The organism is Streptacidiphilus jiangxiensis (genome assembly GCF_900109465.1).
GTDB classification, from domain to species: domain Bacteria; phylum Actinomycetota; class Actinomycetes; order Streptomycetales; family Streptomycetaceae; genus Streptacidiphilus; species Streptacidiphilus jiangxiensis.
Window position 1 is genome coordinate 569,702 of sequence record NZ_FOAZ01000003.1, and the last position, 20,636, is coordinate 590,337.

Here is a 20,636-nt window from a genome sequence, read left to right on the forward strand (position 1 = left end):
CTTTAGTATTAACTTTCCATAACAGTACACGCGGACGTCGTGTGTATCGCCTAATCCTCATGGAACCGGGGACCCAACGCACCTGGGGTGTATCGGCCTTACGGCCGTAGGAGACCTCCCTCTCCGAACCCGTCAGCTAACCCGGTCGGCGAAGGGACGGAAAGGAGCACGCCAGTCATGGCGGCATACCCGGCCGAGGTCGAGACCCCGGCGCCGACCGAGCAGCCCTCCCTCGCCCTGCCGCGCCAGCGCGGCGCAGCGTTGGGTCTCGCGGCGATGGCCGTCGGCGCCAGCAGCGTGATCGGCCTCGCGGCCCCCGCGCTCGCCGCGGACCACGCGGGCACCGAGCACGGCGGCTCAGCCGGTTCGCTCTTCGTCGACGAGCAGCACGACGCGGCGTCGCACGGCGGTGACGCGGGGACGGCCCTCCTGGACCGCATCCGCACCCAGGGCACGCCGGAGCAGCACGCCGCGGCCGCGCCCGCGGCGCAGTCGGCCCGCATCGAGGCCGCGGCCGCGGCCTCCGCGAAGGCAGCGGCGGCGGAGCGCGTCCGCGCCGTCGGCACCCTGGTCCCGCCGATCGCGGTCGCCGCGCACGGCCTCGGCCGTGACGCCTCCTACTGGTCGCACCTGCACCCGGGCAAGGACTTCCCGGCTCCCGCGGGTACCGCGGTCCGCGCCGTCGGCGCGGGCGTCGTCACCTCCGCGGGCTGGGCCGGATCGCACGGTTACCGCGTCGTGGAGACCCTGCCCGACGGCACGGAGATCTGGTACTGCCACCTCTCCGCCATCGGCGTCGGCCACGGCCCCGTCACCCCCGGCCAGCCCCTCGGCCGCGTGGGCTCCTCCCGAGGCTTCACCTCCCCGCACGTCTACGTCGAGGTCCACCCGGACGGAGCGGAGGCGGTCGACCCGACCGCCTGGTTCGCCGCACACGGGCTCAGCCTGTAGTTGCACCAACCTTCAGGGGCGCGAGGAACTGCGCGACAAGCCACCCAGCGAGGTAGAGCCCCGAACGTTCAGGGCTATCCGCTCATCAGTGGTTTCTCGCGCAGTTCCCCGCGCCCCTGACGTAGGTGCAGCGAACTGAAGTCCCTCTACTTCCTGTCGGCGACAGCCCAGGAGGCCAGCGCCACCGTCCCCGCCACCGTCAGGACCGACGGCCACGCGCCCAGCTTCTTCGCCAGCGGGTGGGAGCCCGCGAACGCGGCCACGTAGAGACCGCCCAGGCCTGCCGCCGCCTTCGGGCCCGCCGCGGCGCGCCACTGGCGCGCGGCCAGCGCGCCCGCCGTCGCGAGGGCGACCCCGCCCAGCTCACGGCGCTTGGTCGCGCGGGCCACGGCGAAGCCGCCGACGAGGCCCGTGGCGGCTATCAGCGAAGAGGGGACCTGAGCCATGGAAGTGAACCTCCGTCAATCAGTTTGTGCGCGTGTTGTGAAGATGCAGCCCGATATAGCCGATGTAAATCCGGCCCGTCGTCGAGCAGTCGTCGTGGTAATGCAGCCGGGGTGCCGTGCCGCCACCTCCTATTCGCAGGTGGGCGCCCATGAAGACCCGACCTGACGGGTCGACCTCCACCGGGACGGGCAGCAGGCGCTCGCGCTTCCACTTCGCGTTGGTGCTCACCGTGCGGGACTCGCCGCGGATCACCTTGCGGGGCGGGAAGGGGTGGCAGTCGGGCGGCGTGTTCTCGCACCAGCTGCGGAAGTCCCCGCCGGCCGAGCCGGACTTCGCGGACTCCGCGTAGTCCTGGAGGGCGAGCAGCGCGTCCCAGGTCATGCGGACCCAGGTGGGGTGGTCGGTCTGCTCGTCCAGATCCTTGGTCAGTCGTGCGTCACCGGTGAACTCGAGCAGCGGGAACTCGTCGAGGCGGTCCAGCAGCTCCGCGAACGTGGACGGCTCGGAGTCCTGCGGGCGCACGGGGCGGCCGGAGAGCGTGCGCAGCTCCGTGCGGACCGCGCGCAGCTCGCTGTACTGCTCGTCGTACTCCGCCGCGAGCAGCGACTCGCGCTCCTCCGCGGCGCGCAGCCAGCGGCGGACCTCCTGCAGCTCCTCCGCGCGGGCCCGCTGCTCGTGGGCCTCCTCCTCCTCGTGGTCCACCAGCAGGCCGCCGGGCTGGATCGTGTCCGCCTCGGGCAGCCCCTCGGGGCGCAGCGGCGGCAGGCCGACCAGCTGGTCCGGCAGGGGAGCCTGCACGGCGAGCCGGCGCGGCAGCCAGGCCAGCAGGCCGGACGCGCGCCGCAGGTTCTCCTCGATCGTCGAGCGGGACATCACCCGATGCCGGGCCGCCTCCGGCGCCCACGCCGGATCCAGCCCCGGCAGGTACGTGCGGACCGCGCCGCCGTAGACCCGGTGGTGTTCCAGCGCCGCGTTGAACGGCCGCTCCGCGCCCGGCGCCAGGGCGTAGAGGACGGCGATGCCGCTGCAGCTGCGCAGCAGCGGATCGACGGTGTCGTCCAGCCAGTCCTCGAAGTCGGTGTGCAGGGGCGTGCTCGCGACGACGATCGGCAGCCGCCGGTCCGGGTCGCACAGCTCGTCGAGGATGTTGTCGACGTCGCCGCGCTCGATCACCCCCGGCAGGGCCTGCACCCGCGGGGAGCCGGGCTGCTCGCCCTCCGTCGCGTCCAGCACGTCCAGCAGGCCCCGGGCCAGGGCCGGGACCGGCGCCTTGGCGGGCTCCTCGCCGCGCACGGGCAGCTGCTCGGCGTCCAACTGCACCCAGGTGCGGCCGTCGCGGGCGGTGGCCACGGTCAGCGAGGTCTGCCAGATGCCCTGCACGGTGAACTCGCGCAGCCGCCAGCGCGCCAGCCGCCCCTGCACGGCCTTGCCACGAGCCACCTGGTCCAGCACGGCCTGCGGGCCGACCCGGCGCCGGCCGTTGCCGGAGCTCGGCTCGTCGTAGTGCAGCGCCTTCAGCCACTGGCGCAGCTGCTGCTCTGCCAGGGCAACAGTCTCCTGATGCCCGTGCCCGCTGGTCACGGCCATCCGGTAGATGCCATCGGTCACCGGCGTTGCCTCCTGACGCTGTGTCGGCGTCGCCGCACGTCAGTGTGCGGATATGAGGAACAACGCGCCGGGGGGTGCTGATGGTTCCGGTACGGCCGAAGTCACCGCACGGGAATCACTCCTCGACGGCCGGTTCCTGCGGCTCGGCCGCGGCGGCGGGTCGGGTGGCGGGGTACTCGTACGTCGACGGCACCTGCGGCCCGGACGGGACGGACGTCTCCGGCCGTGACGGCGACTGCGCGCTCGGTTGCCGATACGGCTGCGGATACGACTGCGGGGTCGGCTGCGGGTTCGGCTGTGCCTGAGCGGGTGGCGTGGCCTGCGGAGCAGGCTGCGTGGAGGGCTGCGGGCGGCTCTGCGGGTACGGGTTGGGCTGCGCGTTCCCCTGCGGGTGGCCCGGCTGGGGATACGGCTGGGGATACGGCTGCCCGTACGGGCCCGGCTGGGCGTACGGCGCCGGCCGGCCCGGCCAGCCGTACGGTGCCACCGGGCGTCCGTAGGCGTCGGTCTGCGGCGTCCCGGGGTGGAGCCCCGGCTGCTGCCCGTAGGCCCCGTAGGGTCCGGGCTGGGCATACGGCGCGTACCCGCCCGGGTACCCCGGCGCGGGGCGCTGCATCGGCATCCCCATCGGCATCCCCATGGGCACCCCCGTCGGCATCGCCATCGGGCGGCCGAAGGCCGGGACGAGCGGCGGGTGCTTGCGGAACCACTCCTGCTCACCGACGCGTGCGAAGACCGCCGCCACCGCGTCCTTCCGCTCCCACAGATGATGCAGCAGCTCCTGCTCGCGCTCGGTGAAGTGCGCGACGGCGAGCCCGCGCGCGACCCGCTCGCGCAGCAACGCCAGCGAGGTGGCGAAGGACAGGTACTCCCGCATCGCCTTGTCGCCGGCCGGACCCTGCTGGAACCGGGCCAGCGCCCGGGCCTGCTTGCGGGTCCGCATCGAGGAGAGGACCACCGGGACCGGCGTGGTCATCCAGCCCGCCGTCACGTAGACGGCCAGCTGGCGGCCGATCGTCCGCAGCTCGTTGCCGCGGGCCCAGACCATCAGCCAGACCATCAGCGCGAAGACCGGGACCATGAAGAGGAAGTACACGGCGAAGAAGCCCGCCGCGCCCAGCTGCGGGGCGCTGTTCCAGGTGCCGTGCATCAGCATGGCGAAGATCCAGCCCGCGATCGGTGCGCAGATCCGCTGCCAGCGCTTGCGGCTGATCGCCGCGATGCCGAAGCCCACCGCCGTCATGGACGTGAAGAGCGGGTGCGCGAACGGCGACATCACCTCGCGCATCAGGAAGGTCACGACCGTGACGGCGACGCTGCTGCCGCCGTCGGGGTTGCCGTCCGCGACCGCGCGGCCGATGTAGAGGATGTTCTCGGTGAAGGCGAAGCCCGTCGCGGTGAAGCCCGCGTAGACCGCGCCGTCGACGATGCCGGTGAAGTCCCGGCGCCGGAACAGGAAGACCAGCAGCAGCGCCGAGCCCTTGCAGGTCTCCTCGACCAGCGGCGCGACCAGGCTGGCACCCAGCGTCTCGCTGCCGCCGATCTGGTGGCTGACGAGCAGTGAGGTCACGTAGTTGTTGGCGAGGTACGCGACCAGGGCCGCCGCGCAGGCGCCCCAGCCGAAGCAGGAGAACAGCAGCTTCCACGGTTTGGGCTCGACCCGGTCGAGCCAGTAGAACGCGCCGAGGATCAGCGGCACCGGCAGCACGGCCAGGGATATGCCGACCAGGAACCCGGAGGTACCGGTCAGGTGCTGCACCTTGGCGAGGATGACCACCCCGCACAGCGCGAGCACCAGCACCACCGCGAGCAGGCGCAGCCACCTGTTCTCCAGCAGGTTGCGCCGCACCTTGTAGCGGAAGCTGGTGGGCGGGCTGAACGGCAGCGCGTCGGCGCCACCGGCCTGCGGTACCGCGGGCAGTCCCTCGGGCAGCGCGACGGCCGGCCCGGGCTCGATGTCGGCGGAGGACGGTTCGGCTGTCGGACCGGCCGCCGCGACGGCCGCAGGCTCTTCGTACGCGCTGCTCACCCCACGACCTTAGCGGGGGCGCCGAGCGAGCCGTAAGGAGTTCTGGCCGGTCAGTCGCCCCTCACGCGCCCCTCACAGATCCGTCACCGAAGGGCGGTGGCGGGTCAGGTGGCGGGTCAGACGCGTCGGAACAGCAGATCCCGGACGACGTGGCCCTTGGCCAGCCCCTGCCGCTCGAACTTGGTGACCGGCCGCCAGTCGGGACGCGGCGCGTAGTCCGCGTGCAGGTTGGCGAGCTCGGGGGAGGCGCTCAGTACGTCCAGCATCTGCTCGGCGTACGGCTCCCAGTCGGTCGCGCAGTGCACGGTGGCACCGGAACGCAGCCGCGAGGCCGCCAGCGCGACGAACTCCGGCTGGATCAGCCGGCGCTTGTGGTGCCGGGCCTTGGGCCACGGGTCGGGGAAGTAGATCCGCAGCCCGTCCAGGCTCTGCGGCGCGAGCTGGTCCCGCAGCAGCACGACGGCGTCGCCCTCGGCCAGCCGCAGGTTGTCCAGCCCGTCGGACTCGATCCGCCGCAGCAGGTTGCCGTGCCCCGGGGTGTGCACGTCCACGGCCAGCACGCACCGGTCGGGCTCCGCCCCGGCCATCGTGGCCGTCGCGTCACCCATGCCGAAGCCGATCTCCAGCACGACCCGCGGGTCCGGTCGCCCGAACCAGGCGTCCAGGTCGAGGGCGCGCTTGCCGTCGACGCGGATGCCGTACCCGTCCCACGACCGGGCCAGCGCGTCGTGCTGGGCGGTGCTCATGCGGCCCTTGCGCGGGTGGAAGCTGCGGATCCGCTGCTCCCGGTGGAGTTCGGGGGAGACGGGCGCGCCCGGACGGTCGTCGTGGGCACGGTCGTCCGGAGCTATGGCGGGGGCGGTGGTCTGGCTGGTCACAATGCGCCCCAGTCTACGGAACGCCGCGCGCCCGGCTACGAGAGTGCGTCCAGCGCCCGGGACGCGATCTCGCGGCCGATGGGGAGGGACGCCGTCGCCGCGGGCGAGGGCGCGTTGAGGACGTGGACCGTGCGGGGGCCCTGCGCGAACGCGAAGTCGTCGACGAGGGCGCCGTCGCGGTCCACGGCCTGGGCGCGGACGCCCGCCGGCGCGGGGTGCAGGTCGTGCTCGGTGATGTCCGGCAGCAGGCGGCGCAGGGCCGCCGTGAAGGCCCCGCGGCTCAGCGAGCGCCGCAGCTCCACCGCCTCCGCGCGCCAGTGGCGCGAGGCGAGGGACCAGGTCCCGGGCCAGGACGCCGTCTCCACCAGGTCCCGCACGTTGATCCGCCGCCAGCCGTACCCCTCCCGCGCCAGCGCCGGCACGGCGTTCGGTCCGACGTGGACGCCGCCGACCAGGTCGCGGGTGAGATGCACGCCGAGGAACGGGAAGGCCGGGTCCGGCACGGGGTAGACCAGCCCACGCACCAGCGAAGCCGCCGCGGGGGAGAGCTCGTAGTACTCGCCGCGGAACGGCACGATCCGCAGCCCCGGCTCGTCGCCGGCCAGCCGCGCGATCCGGTCGCTGTACAGCCCCGCGCAGTTGACCAGCACCCGGGCCCGGACCTGGCCCAGCGTGGTGGTGACGGTCACACCGTCCGCGTCCCGCGCGATCGCGGTGACCGTGTTGCCGGTTCGGATCCGCGCGCCGGACAGCTCCGCGTACCGCCGGGCGACGGCCGGGAAGTCGGCCAGCCCCGTCGTCCCCACGTGCAGTGCGGCGACGCCACGCACGTGCGGCTCGTACTCCGCGATCTCGCTCGCCGCGAGCTCCCGGATCGGCAGGCCGTGCTCCCGCCCGCGCTCCGCGAGCGCCTGCAGCCGCGGCACCTCCGTCTCGTCGACGGCGACCACGAGCTTGCCGGTCACCTCGTACGGCAGGTCCTGCTCCTTGCAGAAGTCCACCATCTCGGCGGCCCCGGCGAGGGCGAAGCGCGCCTTCAGCGAGCCGGGCTTGTAGTACAGCCCGCTGTGGATCACCCCGCTGTTGTGCCCGGTCTGGTGCGCGACGAGCCGAGGCTCCTTCTCCAGCACGATCACGTCGATCCCGGGCCGCGCGAGACTCAACGCGTACGCAGCACTGAGCCCGACAATCCCGCCACCCACGATCACGACGTCGCAGTCCATGTGTTGCACTCTGCCAGGGGCGCGGGGCTGTGCCAATCCGCGGCTCCGCCCGCGTGGCGGAGCCGCACGGCTGGAGCCCCGCGCCCCTCCCCGGCTACGCCGGGGCGGCCAGGGTCAGCCGGGCGCGCTCGACCAGTTCCTCGGCGATGCGTTCGCCCCGGTAGCGGTCCAACCGCTTCAGCATCTCGCCCAGGTACTCCCGCGTCCGCTGCGACGAGATCCGGCCGGCCACGTCCAGCGCGCGGTTGCCCGCCGCGACCGCGCGTTCCAGCTCGCCCTGGTCCAGCTCGGCCATCGCGGAGACGATCAGCCGAAGGCCGTGCGAGCGGACGTACTCCTCCGTCGGGCGCGCCAGCGCGCGTTCGGTGAACTCGCGGACCTTGCCGGGCATTCCGAGGTCGCGGAAGGCCTCCGCGGCGTCGGCGGCCAAGCGGTCCCAGGTGTAGAAGTCGATCCACGCAGGGTCGGCGTCCCCGGTCCGCGCTCGCTCCAACCAGCTCTCCGCCGCCGCCAGCGCGGCCGCGCACGCCGCCGCGTCGCCGGCGCGGGCGTGCGCGCGGGACTCGACGAGGCGGAAGAAGCTCATGGTGCGCGCGGTCGCCAGACCGCGGTTGCGTTCGACGGCGGCCTGGGCCAGGTCGACGCCCTCCTCCGCCGCGCCGCGGTACGTGGCCTGCAGGCTCATCGAGGCGAGGACGTAGCCGCCGAGGGGGACGTCCGCCGCCGCACGTGCGAGCCGCAGCGCCTGGATGTAGTAGCGCTGCGCGGCCTCGTGCTGGCCGGTGTCGAAGGCCATCCATCCGGCCAGCCGGCTCAGCTCCGCCGTGGCGCCGAAGAGCGCGCGGCCCACCTCGTCGCTGTAGGAGGCGAGCAGCAGCGGGGCGGCGTCACGGCGCAGGCACTCGGGGACCATGGAGGAGCGCCAGTCGCCGCCGCCGTAGCGGGAGTCCCAGCGGCGGGCCTCCTCCGCGGCCTGGCGGAGCTTCGCCGCGTCGGCGTGACCGACGCGGTAGGGGCGGCCCTGCGCGTCGGCGAGACGCGCCAGCTCGCCGGGTTCGTGGACGTCGGTGAAGGCGGCACCGCCGACGGCAGGAGCGCCGGAGGCGGCAGCGGTCGCGTCCCGGGCGACGGAGCCGTCGACGGGGGTGATCAGCCAGCGCGACACGGGCGTCGCGTACGCGGCGACGGAGAAGGTGCCGGCCAGGCTGTCCCACCAACCGGGGCCCGGCGTACCGGGCTTGCGCCCACGTCCGGGGTCGAGCCGCCACAGCTCCGTCGCGGAGTGGACGGCGGCCGGGACGTCGCGCGGGAAGGAGAGGCCGACCTCGGGGGTGGGATCGGCGCTGCCCAGGCCGATCTCCTCCAGAGGGACACTGCGTCCGAGCTTGCCGCCGATGGCCGTGGCGATCAGATGCGGCACGGGGCCCTGCGGCACCATGCCCTTGGTGACCCAGCGGGCCACCGAGGTCTTGTCGTAACGGAAGGTCAGCCCGCGTTGGGCGCCGAGGTCGTTGACGCGCCGGGCCAGGCCGGCGTTGCTGATGCCGGCGACCGTCAGCAGGGAACCCAGCTTCTCGTTCGGTCCGCGCCCGCTGGTCACCATGCCCGGCTGCACCCCCTCGCCTGGTCCGCCCTCGTCCGTCCGTGGGCCGTTCGCGGCCCACCCACACTGTCTGACAACACCCAGAGTAGTTCCCCGCGTTCCCAGGGTTAAGGGGTCTTGTTCCGGTTGGCGGGAAGAGGTAGCGGCGGCGGCCGAGACGACCGACCTGTTGGGCATGGATTTCGACCGGGAGGCTCGTACGCCAGTGCGTCGGGTGGTTGTCCTATGCCCCTGGCGCGTGCGGCGGTGCGCCCCGCCGTGCCCCCTCCCTGATGCATGGTCGCGGCAGTTGCATGGTGGCGTGGGTCGGCCTGCCGTCGAGGACCCGGCGGGTCGGGGGACGCCGCCGCCGTACATCCCCGCGCGGCGGCGGACCGGCCCGGGGGGTGTGCGGACACCCCCCGGGCCGCGAGAGAAAGCCGCGCAGTCCCGGAACGTTCCGGCCTGTCCCGGTAAGGGCGTGGGGCTCGCCCGTCGGGGCCTTCCCGGTCCGCGGCCTCTGGGGTCGGGGCCCGGACCAGGGAGGGGATGGCCCGGGGCCCGGCCGTCGGGCCGTCCGCGGCGGGTGGGATGGTTTGCTCCGTTCTGTCGCCTTTCCCTGCGCACATGTCTGACGAATGATCAACAACTCGTCTGCGAACCAGGGTTGATCTCCGCGAGGGCGCCGCCGTCACCGCCGTGAGCTGGCACCATGTGAGCTGACGGTGCGGCACCGTGCTGCCCTGCGGGGAGGCGAGCATGCGGTGGGTGGTGGGCTGGAACGGAGTGCGCGGCGCGGCGGGGGTCGAGGCCGAGGCGCTGCGGCCGGTCGGCGGACGCCTGCTCTGGCCAGGCCCTGACCCGCTCTGGGTCGTCGGCGACTGGCGTCCGGACGAGATCCGCGGCGTCGCTGTCCACCGCTACCGCCGCCACTACCACCACACCGTGCAGGTCGGCTTCCCCGAGCTCGACGAACCGACGGGGGCCGCCGAGGGATCGGCCCTCCTCGCGCTGCCGCCCGACGACGGCGCGCTGGCCCGCCTCTTCGTCCTCGGCCGCTGCGGCGCCGCCGACGCCGCGCTGCGCACCGCCCTGCTGACCACCACCGGCGGTGCCCTGCGGCACCTGACCACCTGGCCCGGCAGTTACGTCGTCGTCCTGCAACAGGGCAGCCGCGTCGCCGTCCTCGGCGACCTGGCAGGCGTCCAGCCCGTCTACCACACGGGCTGGCGCGGCGGCACCGCCTGGGCGACGGCCGCGCTCCCGCTCGCCGACCTCGTCGACGCGCCCCTCGACCACGTCCACCTCGCTGCGCGCCTCGCCCTGCCGGACTCCCCGGAGGGGGCGGGCGACAACAGCCCCTTCACCGGCGTGCGCCGCGTTCCGCCGGGGCAGGCGCTCAGCATCCGCGCGGGCGTCCCGGACATCTCCGTCTACGAGGCACCGCCGGGCGGCGTCGGCACCTACGAGATCAGCGAGGCCTCCGCGACGGCGGAGGTCACCCGCTCCCTGCTGGAGTCCGTCCGTCTGCGCGTCCGGACACCCGCGCCCCCCACCACCTACGGGCTCGGCATGCTCCACGCGGAGAACGCCGCACCGGAACCGACGGCCACCGAGGCGGAACAGGGCACGCGCGGCGGTGCCGGCGGGGTGTGGGTCGAAGCCGCCGGCCCCGGCTCCGCCGCGCGCAAGGCCGATCCGGACCCGCCGGCTGCCGCGCCGGGCGTCGGTGGCGCCGGGGCCTTCCGGGGGCGGGCGTTCCGGCGGCGTCATGGGGAAACGGACGGCGCAGAGCCGGTCACGGCCACGCTCACGCCGCGGCCCGCCGTCAGCGTGGATCTCTCCGGCGGGAGCGCCTCCACCGTCCTCACCCTCCTGGCGGCGGGCGTCCCGCGCGCGACCGCGCCCGCGACCGCTTTCGGCGCCGCGCGCGCCGAACGTCCGCGCGGCGCCACGCTGTTCGGGCTACGGGCGGAGACCGGGGACGAAGGCCCGGCCCCGTCGGCCGAACCGGACGGCGATGCGGGGGAGAGCCCGGACGGCCCGGAGGGCGAGGCGAACGGCGCCGCCCCGGCACGGCACCCCGCACGCGGTACCTTCAGCGAGGAGCGCTGGGGCGACCCGCGCAGCTCGCGCACCCTGCGCCACGGCCCGCCCCGTCCCGACGCCGCCGCAGCCGGATCGGGAGGCAATCCGCGGCGCACCGGCGCGGTCCGCGGGTCCTGGGCCCGCGTCGGCGGCCCGACCGCACCGGGGAACGACGCGCTGCTGGCCATCACCTACACCGACGCCGAGGGCGTCACCGGCGCCCCGCCCAACCCGGCCCGCGAGGCCGAACTGCTGCGCGCCCGAGCCGTCGCCGAGGCCGCCGCCGACCGGATCGACCACGTCGTCGTCCCCGGCGGGCAGGAGGCGCTGCCGTTCGCGGACCTCGCCGACGACCCGCTGGCCGGGCCGCTCACCGACGAGCCCGGACCGGCCCTGGTCACCGCCGTCCGCCAGCGCGCCCGTCTCGCCGCCGCGGGCGTCGAGCACATCAGCGGCCACGGAGCCCGCCAGGCCCTGGACGGCCACCCGGCCCGTCTCGCCGACCTGCTCCACGAGCGGCGCCGCAGCCCGCTGCTGCGCCCCGTCGCCGCCCTGACCCGCGCCGACAGCGCGGCGCTCGGCGCAGCCGGGCTCGGCACGCCCGTCTCCGTCGTCCGCGCCGCCCGACGCCTCGCCCGCACCGGCTACGTCGAGGGGCTGGAGGCCACGGCCGCCGCGCTGCTGCGCGGCGGTGCGGACGCGCTCCGCCCCGGCAGTGCCGGCGACGCGTCCACCCGCGCGCTGGCCTGGTGCACGCCAGGGCCCGCCGCCGCCTGGCTCACCGAGGGCGCGCGCGGCGCGGTCGCTGCCCGGCTGCGCCTCGCCGCGCAGGCGGGAGCCCCCGACGAGCGCCCGGGCGCCCGCCGGGCCCGGCTCGCGCTACAGCGCCGGGCGGCCGACTTCCGGGTGCTGGCCCAGGTCGTCGAGTCCGCACCCGAGGCGCGCGGGCGCCGTCTGCACGCGCCGTTCCTGGACAACCAGGTCGTCCGCGCATGCCGGCTCGTGCCGGACCGCGCCCGTATCCAGCCCGGCGCCCGCCAGCTCATCCTGCGGGCCGTCCTGGCCGGCGCGGGCGTCCCCTCCGTCCCCGACGGCCTCCCGGCCTCCGGCCCGGCCCCCCACGACGCCTACCCCTCGGCCGAGACGATGCGGGCCGGCCTGCGTCGGGCCGCCTCCTCGCTGGACCGCTTCCTCGCCACCTCCCTGCTGGGGCGCTGGGGCGTCATCGACGTCGCCGCCACCCGCGCGGCGCTGTCCGCCGCGACCGTCCCGGACTCCCCGGGACCCATGGACGGCCTCCCGGAGCTCATCGCCACGGAGCTGTGGCTGCGCCGCCTCCACAGCCGCCGCGGCAGCTGCTGGGTCGGCCAGCTGGGCACGGCACCGCAGTTGCACTGACCCCAGGGGTGCGGGGAACTGTGCGAGCGACCACGGATGAGCGGGTGGTCCGCACCGCGCAGGGCGATCCGCACGCCGGTGGTCTCGCGCCCACGCAGGGGGCACCTCCCGGCCGAAGGCCGGGGGAGAGGCCGTATACCGGCAGAGGCGCGCGCCCCTGAAGCGTGTTGCAGCTGACTGTCCGTCACTGTGACACCGCATGATGGCCTCATGCGCGCCCTCCCCGTCTCCCACCAGCTCCCCGCCGCCGACGCCGAGCCCGGCGTCCTGGTCGGGGTGGACGGCTCGGACGGATCCCTGTGGGCGCTGGAGCGCGCGCTCCAGGAGGCGCGGGCGCACGAGCTGCCGCTGCGCGTCCTCGCCGCCGTGAACCCCACGCCGGCCGTGGCGACCGCAGGGCTCGAGGACGTGGTGCAGGACAGCGTCGACCGGCTGCTCGCGGGGATGGCCGACGTGGTCCAGCGGGGGATCGTCGCCGTCTCCGCCCGGGTGACGGGCGCCGGCGCCGCGCCCGACCTGCACGTGCTCGCGGGCGACCCGGTCGCCCTGCTGCTGAGCGCGTCCGCACGTCAGCACACCCTCGTCCTGGGGGCTCGCGGCAACGGCGGGTTCCCACGCCTGCTCCTGGGCTCGGTGGCCTCGGCGCTGCTGTTCCACGCCCAGTGCCCGGTGCTGCTCGTGCCCGGTCCGCTGCGCTGACGGAGTCGGGCCGGCGGGAATGCATTCCCCGGCGAGCGCGTTCTCTGAGTGCGCAGAGATTCGTGAGCTGTGAGGAGTGCGCCCCCATGAAGGTCGAGATCTACTCGGACATCGCCTGCCCCTGGTGCTACATCGGCAAGCGCCGGTTCGACCGTGCCCTCGCCGCCTTCGAGGGGGCCGCCGACGTCGAGGTCGTCTACCGCCCCTACCAGCTCGTCCCGGACGCGCCGACCGAGCCGAGCCCGCACCGCGCCTGGCTGGAGGAGCGCTACGGGCCGCAGTCGCGCGCCATGGACGACCGCGTCGCCGCCATCGGCAAGCAGGAGGGCATCGACTACGACTTCGACGCCGCCCTGCACGTCAACACCATCCACGGCCACCGCCTGCTCTGGCTGGCCGAGCACGAGTACGGCCCGACCGTCCAGACGGAGCTCAAGGAGCGGCTGCTCGCCGCGCACTTCTCTGACGGTGTGGACGTCGCCGACTTCGCCGCGCTGACCGAGATCGCCGTCGCCGCAGGCCTGGACCGGACCCGCGTCGAGACGTTCCTGCCGTCCGACGAGGGCCGCGCCGAGACCGAGCGCGAGCTCGAGCAGGCCCGGCAGATCGGCGTCAGCGCCGTACCGACCTTCGTCTTCGAGGGCCAGTACGCCGTCCAGGGCGCCCAGGAGACGGAGACCTTCCTCTCCGCCCTGCGTCAGGTGGCGCAGCTCAAGAGCTGACCTCCGGGGCGCGGGCTCACCGGCTCAGCAGGTGAAGCCCGCGTCCGCCCAGTCCGCGACCTGCCCGCCGAAGTGCCCGTGCGAGCCGTGGACGACCAGCCGGACCGAGCTCAGCCCCGTCAGCGGCACGCTGAACGAGACGGCCGGGTCGCCGCCGTGGATGACGTCCGAACTCCACAGCACGGCGCCCGTGTCGCCGTCCTCCACGGTGAACCTCGCCGTGCCCCAGCCCATGGTCACGTCGTCGACGCCCACCGACGCCGAGAACGACGAGCAACTGCGGTTCAGGTCGATGACCGTGGCCGAGGGCGCCACCACGGTGATGCCGCGACGGTACTTCGTCCCGCCGATGCTGACGCCGTCCGGCCGCTGCCAGACCCAGTTGAACGCATCCGGCTCGATCGCCGGGCCGTCGGTGTTCGAGACGCCCTGGAACGGCAGGGAGTCCACGAAGTAACTCTGCGGCGGAGGAGGGGGAGGCAGCGGAGTCGGAGTGGGCGTCGGGGTGGATGTCGGGGTCGGCGTAGGAGTCGGCGTCGGCGTCGGCTTGGGCGGAGTGGGCTTCGGCGAAGGCTTGACCACCGCGACCGGAACCGGCGTCGGTGCCGGGGCCTGTGGCGTGGGCGTGGGTGTGGGGGAAGGCGTAGGACTGGGCGCCGGCTGCGTCGCCACCGGATGCGGCGTCGGCTTGGCCGCCACCGGCTTGTGCGGGGGAGGCGTGCTGCCGGACAGCGCGTAGGCCAGCGCGACACCGGCCGCCACGGCCACCGCCGTCGCGACGCCGATCTTCACGGGGAGCCCGACGCCCTCGGACGCGGCACCACCCGCCGCCGCACCGCCGCTCGCGCCGCCACCCGCCGCAGCGCCGCCTGCGGCGGTACCGCCCGCCGCGCCCGCACCTGCTGCCGCGCCGGCCACGGCCGCACCGCCGACCAGGCCGGCGGCCACCGCCGTGCCATAACCCGTGCCGAGCCAGACCAACAGCCCACCGGGCAGCAGCTCGCGCAGGCTGTGGTTGAGATCCACCAACTCCAGGTAGGCGGCCGAACAGCGGTCGCACTCCTGCAGATGCGCCCGCACCTCCGTCGACGCCCGCTTGCCCAGCTGGCCGCGGGCGAAGCCGCCCAGTTTGCTCGCGTGCCGCTCGCAGTCGGACGCCTGACTGTCCGAGACGTGCGCCTGCAGGAACGCCGTCGCCAGCCGCTCGCGGGCGCGGTGCGCCTGCACCGCCGTCGCGTTGGCCGTCTTGCCCAGGAGCAGCGCGACCTCGCGCGGTGGCTCCTGCTCGACCTCGGTGTGCCACAGCAGCAGCCGGTCGTCCGCATCCAGGTTCCGGAACGCCCGCACGATCAGGGATTGGTCGACCCCCGACATCGCCTGCGCGTCCGCACCCGGATCGGTGACGTCGACCGTCGCGACGACGGCGTTGGACGCCGCGAACACCTGGAAGTCGTCGATCAGTTGCTCGCGCCGGTCACTCCGGCTCCATGACGCGGCGATGTTCCGCACCGCCGTCAGCAGGTACGCGCGGACGGCGACGTCCGGCCCCTTGCCGGCGCGGAGCGCCTGCAGCGTGCGGGCGAAGACCTCGCCCGCGAGGTCCTCCGCGGTGAAGGAATCCCGGCAGCAGGTCTTCGCGTACCGCCGCACGGCGGCCGCGTGCCGCCGGTACAACTCCTCGTACGCCACGTCGTCCCCGCCGCGCACGGCCGCGGTCAACTCCGCGTCGGACGGCCCGAACGGCGCGTCCTCGTCCACCGGCCCACCGGGGGCCGGGACCGTGGCGTCGGGCAGCTGGTGCTCGCGCGCGACATCACCACGATGCCGCCCACTGCCATCGCCCTGCGGCGGAACCTTGGCAGCGGCGGCGGTCGCCTCCGGCTCCTCTGCGGCCATGACACGGACCCCCGCTCACTCACTCGACCGTGAAACTTTCCCACACGGTGGTGAGCCAACGGGAGGCGATGCCTCCGACGCCACTCCTTCGGGGAATAGCTTTCGGACGCCGGTTACCTCAGGGGCGCGACGCTCCTGGCAGGCGGTGCAACCGCCTGCCAGGAGCCATCGCTCAGTTACGCAGCCCGTCGAGCAGCAGCTGCAGCAGACGGCCGGACGCGCTCCCGTCGGAAGAGGTGTGCTGCGGCACCGCCGCGGTCAGCACCAGCACCACGTCCGCGACGGTCACCCCGGGCCGCAGCTCGCCGGCGACCCGCGCACCCTCGACCAGTTCGGCCAGCAGCTCCAGCAGGCGGGCCGGATCCGCGTCCGCGCCGAACTCGTCGTCCGTGGCCGCCGGTCCCGCCGGCTCCTCGGACGCACCCGGCGTCCGCTGCACCGGCACCCGCACCAGCGCCTCCGCCTGACGGAACGTCTCCGGCGGCAGCAGTCGGCCCGCGCCGGAGGACGCCGCCCGGGCCAGGAAGGAGGCGAGAGCCTCCCAGCCGCCCGCGCCACCGGTCTGAATGCTGATCGCCTCGCGTGCCTGCTGCGTCAGCCAGACCACCTCCTCCGAGGCGATCCGCCGCACCAGCACCTCCTTGGAGGGGAAGCGCCGGTAGACCGTGCCCACGCCCACGCCCGCGCGGCGGGCGACCTCCTCCATCGGCGCGCCGTAGCCCAGTTCGCCGAAGACCTCGCGGGCCGCGCGCAGCACCGCCTCCAGGTTGCGCCGCGCGTCCACGCGCAGCCGACCCCCCGGAGTGCCGTTCGTTCCGGCGCCCGCCCCCCGGCCGGCGCTGTTGGCCACGATCCCCCGCTGGACCGGAATCGTTCCGTCCACCGCTCGCGGCAGTACCTGCTCCTGCTGAACCATGAGGTTCGTCCTCCCCCGTAGACAGATCCAACGACGATAGTTGACAGCGCATCGACGGGAACAGGGGAACCCGAAAGGATTCGCCCCGTCCGCATCGGACGTGCCCACACCATCGTCGCTGCGCAGCGTAGGACATCTGCGCAGATCAGTGGAGTCAAGGGGGTCGCCCGAGCGCCTTCCGCCTCGTGCCACCACCCCGGGGCGCGCAAACCCGGGAGCACTCTGGGTCCACTCATTCAGGTACGGAGTATGGACGCGCGGGCGTACGCGGGTGCGGAATAGTTGCGTGCTCCCACCCGCGCGCATTCTGATCGTCGGAGGCGGCCAGGTCGGCGTCAACGCCGCCCTGCGGCTGCGCTCACGGCTGCGGCCCGGGGAGGCCGAGGTCACACTCGTCGACCCGACCTCCTACATGACCTATCAGCCTTTCCTGGCCGAGGCCGCGGCCGGCGCGATCGACCCGCGCCACGTCGTCGTGCCGCTGCGCCGCGCGCTGCCCGGCGTGCGGATCGTGCAGGGGAGACTCACCTCCCTGGACACCGCGGCCCGCCAGGCCCACCTGCTGCTGCCCTCGCCGCTCAACCGGGAGGGGCCGCCGATCGAGCTGACAGTCCCTTATGACCGGCTTGTCCTCGCCCCCGGCTCGGTCTCGCGCATCCTGCCCGTGCCCGGCCTCGCCCGCAGCGGCATCGGGTTCCGCAGCGTCGAGGAGGCCGTCAAGCTGCGCAACCACGTGCTCGGGCAGCTCGACGCCGCCTCCTCCACCCGCAACCCCGAGGTCCGCCAGGCCGCCCTCACCTTCGTCTTCGTCGGCGGCGGCTACGCGGGCACGGGCGCGCTGGCCGAGCTGGAGGACATGGCCCGTCACGCCGTCAGCCACTATCCGACCCTCCAGCCCGAGGACCTGCGCTGGATCCTCGTCGAGGCGGGCAAACGGATCCTGCCCGAGACGGAACCCCAGGCCGCCGCCCGCACCACCGCCGAACTGCGCGAACGCGACGTGGACGTACGGCTCGGCACCCGGCTCGCCGCCGTCGGGCCGGACGGGATCGTGCAGCTCACCGACGGCAGCCGGTTCGCCGCCCGGACTCTCGTGTGGACGGCGGGCGTCCGCGCCAACCCCGTGCTCAAACAGACCGGCCTGGCCGTCGACGCCCAGGGACGGCTGCGCTGCGACACCCACCTGCGCGTCCTCGGCGGTGAGCACGTCTACGCCGCCGGAGACTGCGCCGCCGTCCCCGACCTCGCCCGCCCCGGCGAGACCTGCCGCGCCAACGCCCAGCACGCCGTCCGCCAGGCCGTGGTGCTCGCCGACAACCTCGTGGCCAGCCTGCGCGACGAGCCCACCGTCGAGTACCGGTACGAGCTCAAGGGCTCCATCACCTCCCTCGGCCTGCACAAGGGCGTAGCCCAGCTGCGCGGACGCTCCCTGCACGGACGCCCCGCCTGGCTGCTGCACAGGGCTGTGCACCTGCGCCGCATCCCCACCTGGGAGCGAAAGGCCCGCGTCCTGTCCGACTGGCTGCTCGCCGGGCTGACCGGTCGGGAGATGGTCTCGCTCGGGGAACTGGAGGAACCACGCGCCGGCTTCGAACAGCTGATGGAGGGGCGGTAACCCGATCGCTCGACGACCGGAACGGACAGGTGTGTGAAGAAGCCGTGTCCGATCCGGCCGGATTTGCCGATCTTCGAGACACCCCAGGTCCGCTGATTCCCCGTGACGCGCCTTTCGGCCACACTGGACCCCGACTCCGCGTGACCTGAAGCCTGCCTCGACCTGATGCCTGCCTCGACCGGCCAGCCTCGATCGAGCCCGCTCGACCGATGACCGTTCGACCGACGCCCGCTCCCACAGCGTGCCCCGCAGCCCGAAGGACTCCGTTGAATCTCACACGCTGGAGCGTCCGGCTCCCCGGCGGACAGCGGCGCGCCTCCGCGTCGTCGGACCGCGACCCCGGTCCGACCCCCAGCGTCCCGGCCAGCCGCGGCGACATCCCCGAGGAGCGAATCGCCCACGAGCACGCCGGCCACGAACACCTCGCCGTCCACGACGTCCTCGGCCACCTGCCCGCCCTCGTCGCCATCGGCTACGGCCCCGGCCATCGCCTCGGCTACCTCAGCCGCGCCTACACCGAGGTCTTCGGCCCGCGTCCGACGGGAGTCCCCGCCCACCAGGTGATGCCCGAGCTCGAAGAGCTCGGCCTGCTGCCGCTGATGGACCAGGTCTACCGGACCGGCCGCCCGCGGACCGTCAAGGCCCGCAAGATCCTGCACCACCCCGCCTCCTCGGCGGGCAGCACGGAGCCCCGCTACTACACCTTTGTCTGCGCCCCGATCCGCGAGTCCGAGGACCTCGGCCGGCAGTTGGCCGCCCTCACCCTCGGCGAGACCACGACGGCGGCCGCGACGTCGACACCCACGACGGCCTCGCCCGTGACGGCGAGAGCGGTGGGAACGGCAGGCGCAGTGGGAGCGGGAGGCGGAGTGGGAACGGTAGGAGCGGTGGGTGTCGGTGGGGGGAGCGCCGGCAGCGTGGGGGGCGCGGGGGCACGCACCTCGCTCGGTCTCTCCTCCCTCGGCCTCGGTACCTTCGCCTCACTACGCCGCAGCACCGGAGCCTCCGATGTGTGCGGCGTCCTCGTCTTCGGCGCCGAGGTCACCGACCAGGTCCGCGTCACCGAGCGCCTGCGTGAGAGCGAACGCCGCCAGCGCGAGGCCGCGGTCACCCTCCAGCGAAGCCTGCTCCCGCAGAAGCTCGAACAACCCGACGACCTCCGCGTGGCCGCCACCTACCAACCCGGTGGCGCCGACACCGCCGTCGGCGGCGACTGGTACGACGTGATCACCCTCGGCGGCGGACGCACGGCCCTCGTCATCGGCGACGTCATGGGACGCGGCATGCGCGCCGCCGCCGTCATGGGCCAGCTGCGCACCGCCGTCCGCGCCTACGCCCGACTCGACCTGCCCCCGCACGAGGTCCTGCAGCTCCTCGACGGCATCGCCGCCGAGATCGACGCCATGCAGATCGCCACCTGCCTGTACGCGGTCTTCGACCCGAGCGAGCAGTCGGTCACCTACGCCTCGGCCGGCCACCTGCCGCTCATGGTCCGCTCCGCCGACGGCAGCGTCACCCGTCCGGAGGAACCCGGCGGCCCGCCGCTCGGCACCGGCGGTTGGATGCACGCCTCCGGGACCCTGCCCTTCCCGCCCGGCGCGACCGGCGTCCTCTACACCGACGGCCTGGTCGAACGCCGCGACCGCGACATCGACCGCGGTCTCGACGCCCTCGCCAAGACACTCAGCGGCGCCACCGGCACGCCGGACGTCATCTGTTCCCGTCTGCTCCGCGCCATGGGCGTGACCCCGGAGCACGACGACGACGTCGCCGCCCTGGTCTTCCAGCTGCCCCAGCGGGAACACGACTCCGCCGAGCTGTTCCGCAGCGCGTCACTCGACCTCCTCGGCGGCGCGGAGGCGGCGTCCAGCGCGCGCGCCTTCACCGGCGGCGTCCTCAGCAGCTGGCGCGTCGGAGAGGACGTCCGGGACATGGGTGTCCTGGCGGTCAGCGAGCTGGTCTCCAACTCCCTCACCCATGGCCACCCCCCTATGCGCCTCCGCCTGCGCCGCACGGACCGCCGCCTCACGGTGGAGGTCACCGACGCGGACGACCACCTCCCCCGCCGCCGCCAGGCCCTGCCGGCCGACGAGTCGGGTCGTGGCCTGGCGATCGTCGCCAGCATCGCCACCAACTGGGGCACCCGGCGCACGCCTGACGGGGGCAAGGCGGTCTGGTGCGAGTTCCCGCTCAGGGAGGGTTGACACCGCCCTCGGGGATGCGTAATGTTCTCCGAGTTGCCCCGCTCGCGGTGCGGGTGTCCGGGCAGCAAACCCCCTCGAATCTGATCGCACAAAGGCTTTCTTTGTGCTGCCATTTTCGAAAATGGCTGACCGATTTGGTTCCGACCGAAGAAATCAGCTAGAGTTTCACTCGTCGGAACGGGCCGGAGCGAAAAGCGAAAGCCGAAAGTTCTGATAGAGTAGAAAACGAAGGAAGCGCCCGGAGGGCCTGGTGAAACAGGCGCGAAGGAAGCGTCCGTTCCTTGAGAACTCAACAGCGTGCCAAAAGTCAACGCCAGTTACTTTTGAGAACAAATTTTCAGCGAGGACGCTGTGCACGGGTCCGTCTATTCCGGCGGATG

The 20,636-nt window shown here is 73.9% G+C and carries 14 protein-coding genes and 1 riboswitch; of the genes, 6 read left to right on the forward strand and 8 right to left on the reverse strand.

The window, feature by feature from the left end:
* The first annotated feature begins 37 nt into the window (after positions 1–37).
* Positions 38–166, forward strand: a riboswitch (cyclic di-AMP (ydaO/yuaA leader).
* Positions 167–177: 11 nt separating this feature from the next.
* The gene (locus BMY61_RS08910; RefSeq protein WP_075003811.1) at positions 178–951 is read left to right on the forward strand and encodes a M23 family metallopeptidase; all 774 of its coding nucleotides are present in this window, start codon (positions 178–180) and stop codon (positions 949–951) included.
* 146 nt (positions 952–1,097) lie between these two features.
* On the opposite strand, the gene BMY61_RS08915 is transcribed toward BMY61_RS08910, so the two are convergent.
* The 6 genes from BMY61_RS08915 to BMY61_RS08940 all read right to left on the reverse strand — a co-directional run bounded on the left by BMY61_RS08915 (position 1,098) and on the right by BMY61_RS08940 (position 8,739).
* Positions 1,098–1,397 (reverse strand): hypothetical protein, encoded by a 300-nt coding sequence (locus BMY61_RS08915; protein WP_042453724.1) that lies wholly within the window; start codon positions 1,395–1,397, stop codon positions 1,098–1,100.
* A gap of 19 nt (positions 1,398–1,416) precedes the next feature.
* Complete coding sequence (locus BMY61_RS08920) at positions 1,417–3,006, reverse strand: hypothetical protein (protein ID WP_052439083.1); 1,590 nt, start codon at positions 3,004–3,006, stop codon at positions 1,417–1,419.
* Positions 3,007–3,121: 115 nt separating this feature from the next.
* Entirely contained in the window at positions 3,122–5,035 is a 1,914-nt protein-coding gene (locus tag BMY61_RS08925; protein ID WP_052439082.1) for a PrsW family intramembrane metalloprotease, read from the reverse strand.
* Positions 5,036–5,151: 116 nt separating this feature from the next.
* A complete protein-coding gene (gene trmB, locus BMY61_RS08930) occupies positions 5,152–5,916 on the reverse strand; it encodes a tRNA (guanosine(46)-N7)-methyltransferase TrmB (protein ID WP_425314675.1) in 765 nt (254 codons plus the stop codon).
* A 32-nt stretch (positions 5,917–5,948) separates the two neighbouring features.
* The gene (gene lhgO / locus BMY61_RS08935) at positions 5,949–7,136 is read right to left on the reverse strand and encodes an L-2-hydroxyglutarate oxidase (RefSeq protein WP_174514539.1); all 1,188 of its coding nucleotides are present in this window, start codon (positions 7,134–7,136) and stop codon (positions 5,949–5,951) included.
* Positions 7,137–7,230: 94 nt separating this feature from the next.
* Positions 7,231–8,739 (reverse strand): NsdA family TPR-like regulatory protein, encoded by a 1,509-nt coding sequence (locus BMY61_RS08940; protein WP_042453719.1) that lies wholly within the window; start codon positions 8,737–8,739, stop codon positions 7,231–7,233.
* Positions 8,740–9,477: 738 nt separating this feature from the next.
* Between BMY61_RS08940 and BMY61_RS08945 the strand changes: the two genes are divergently transcribed.
* From BMY61_RS08945 to BMY61_RS08955, 3 genes are all read left to right on the forward strand, one after another.
* A complete protein-coding gene (locus BMY61_RS08945; protein WP_075003812.1) occupies positions 9,478–12,204 on the forward strand; it encodes an asparagine synthase-related protein in 2,727 nt (908 codons plus the stop codon).
* Between the two features lie 210 nt (positions 12,205–12,414).
* The gene (locus BMY61_RS08950; protein WP_042453716.1) at positions 12,415–12,903 is read left to right on the forward strand and encodes a universal stress protein; all 489 of its coding nucleotides are present in this window, start codon (positions 12,415–12,417) and stop codon (positions 12,901–12,903) included.
* A 62-nt stretch (positions 12,904–12,965) separates the two neighbouring features.
* Entirely contained in the window at positions 12,966–13,625 is a 660-nt protein-coding gene (locus BMY61_RS08955) for a DsbA family oxidoreductase (RefSeq protein ID WP_425314673.1), read from the forward strand.
* Between the two features lie 24 nt (positions 13,626–13,649).
* On the opposite strand, the gene BMY61_RS08960 is transcribed toward BMY61_RS08955, so the two are convergent.
* Positions 13,650–15,521 carry a sigma-70 family RNA polymerase sigma factor gene (locus tag BMY61_RS08960; protein WP_083555145.1) on the reverse strand — a complete coding sequence of 624 codons (1,872 nt, stop codon included), beginning with the start codon at positions 15,519–15,521 and terminating at the stop codon, positions 13,650–13,652.
* 172 nt (positions 15,522–15,693) lie between these two features.
* A complete protein-coding gene (locus BMY61_RS08965; RefSeq protein ID WP_042461436.1) occupies positions 15,694–16,437 on the reverse strand; it encodes a TetR/AcrR family transcriptional regulator in 744 nt (247 codons plus the stop codon).
* Between the two features lie 286 nt (positions 16,438–16,723).
* Here BMY61_RS08965 and BMY61_RS08970 point away from each other — a divergent pair, with 286 nt between their 5' ends.
* The gene (locus tag BMY61_RS08970; RefSeq protein WP_042461438.1) at positions 16,724–18,052 is read left to right on the forward strand and encodes an NAD(P)/FAD-dependent oxidoreductase; all 1,329 of its coding nucleotides are present in this window, start codon (positions 16,724–16,726) and stop codon (positions 18,050–18,052) included.
* Positions 18,053–18,318: 266 nt separating this feature from the next.
* The gene (locus BMY61_RS08975; RefSeq protein ID WP_042461442.1) at positions 18,319–20,256 is read left to right on the forward strand and encodes an ATP-binding SpoIIE family protein phosphatase; all 1,938 of its coding nucleotides are present in this window, start codon (positions 18,319–18,321) and stop codon (positions 20,254–20,256) included.
* Positions 20,257–20,636 lie beyond the last annotated feature (380 nt).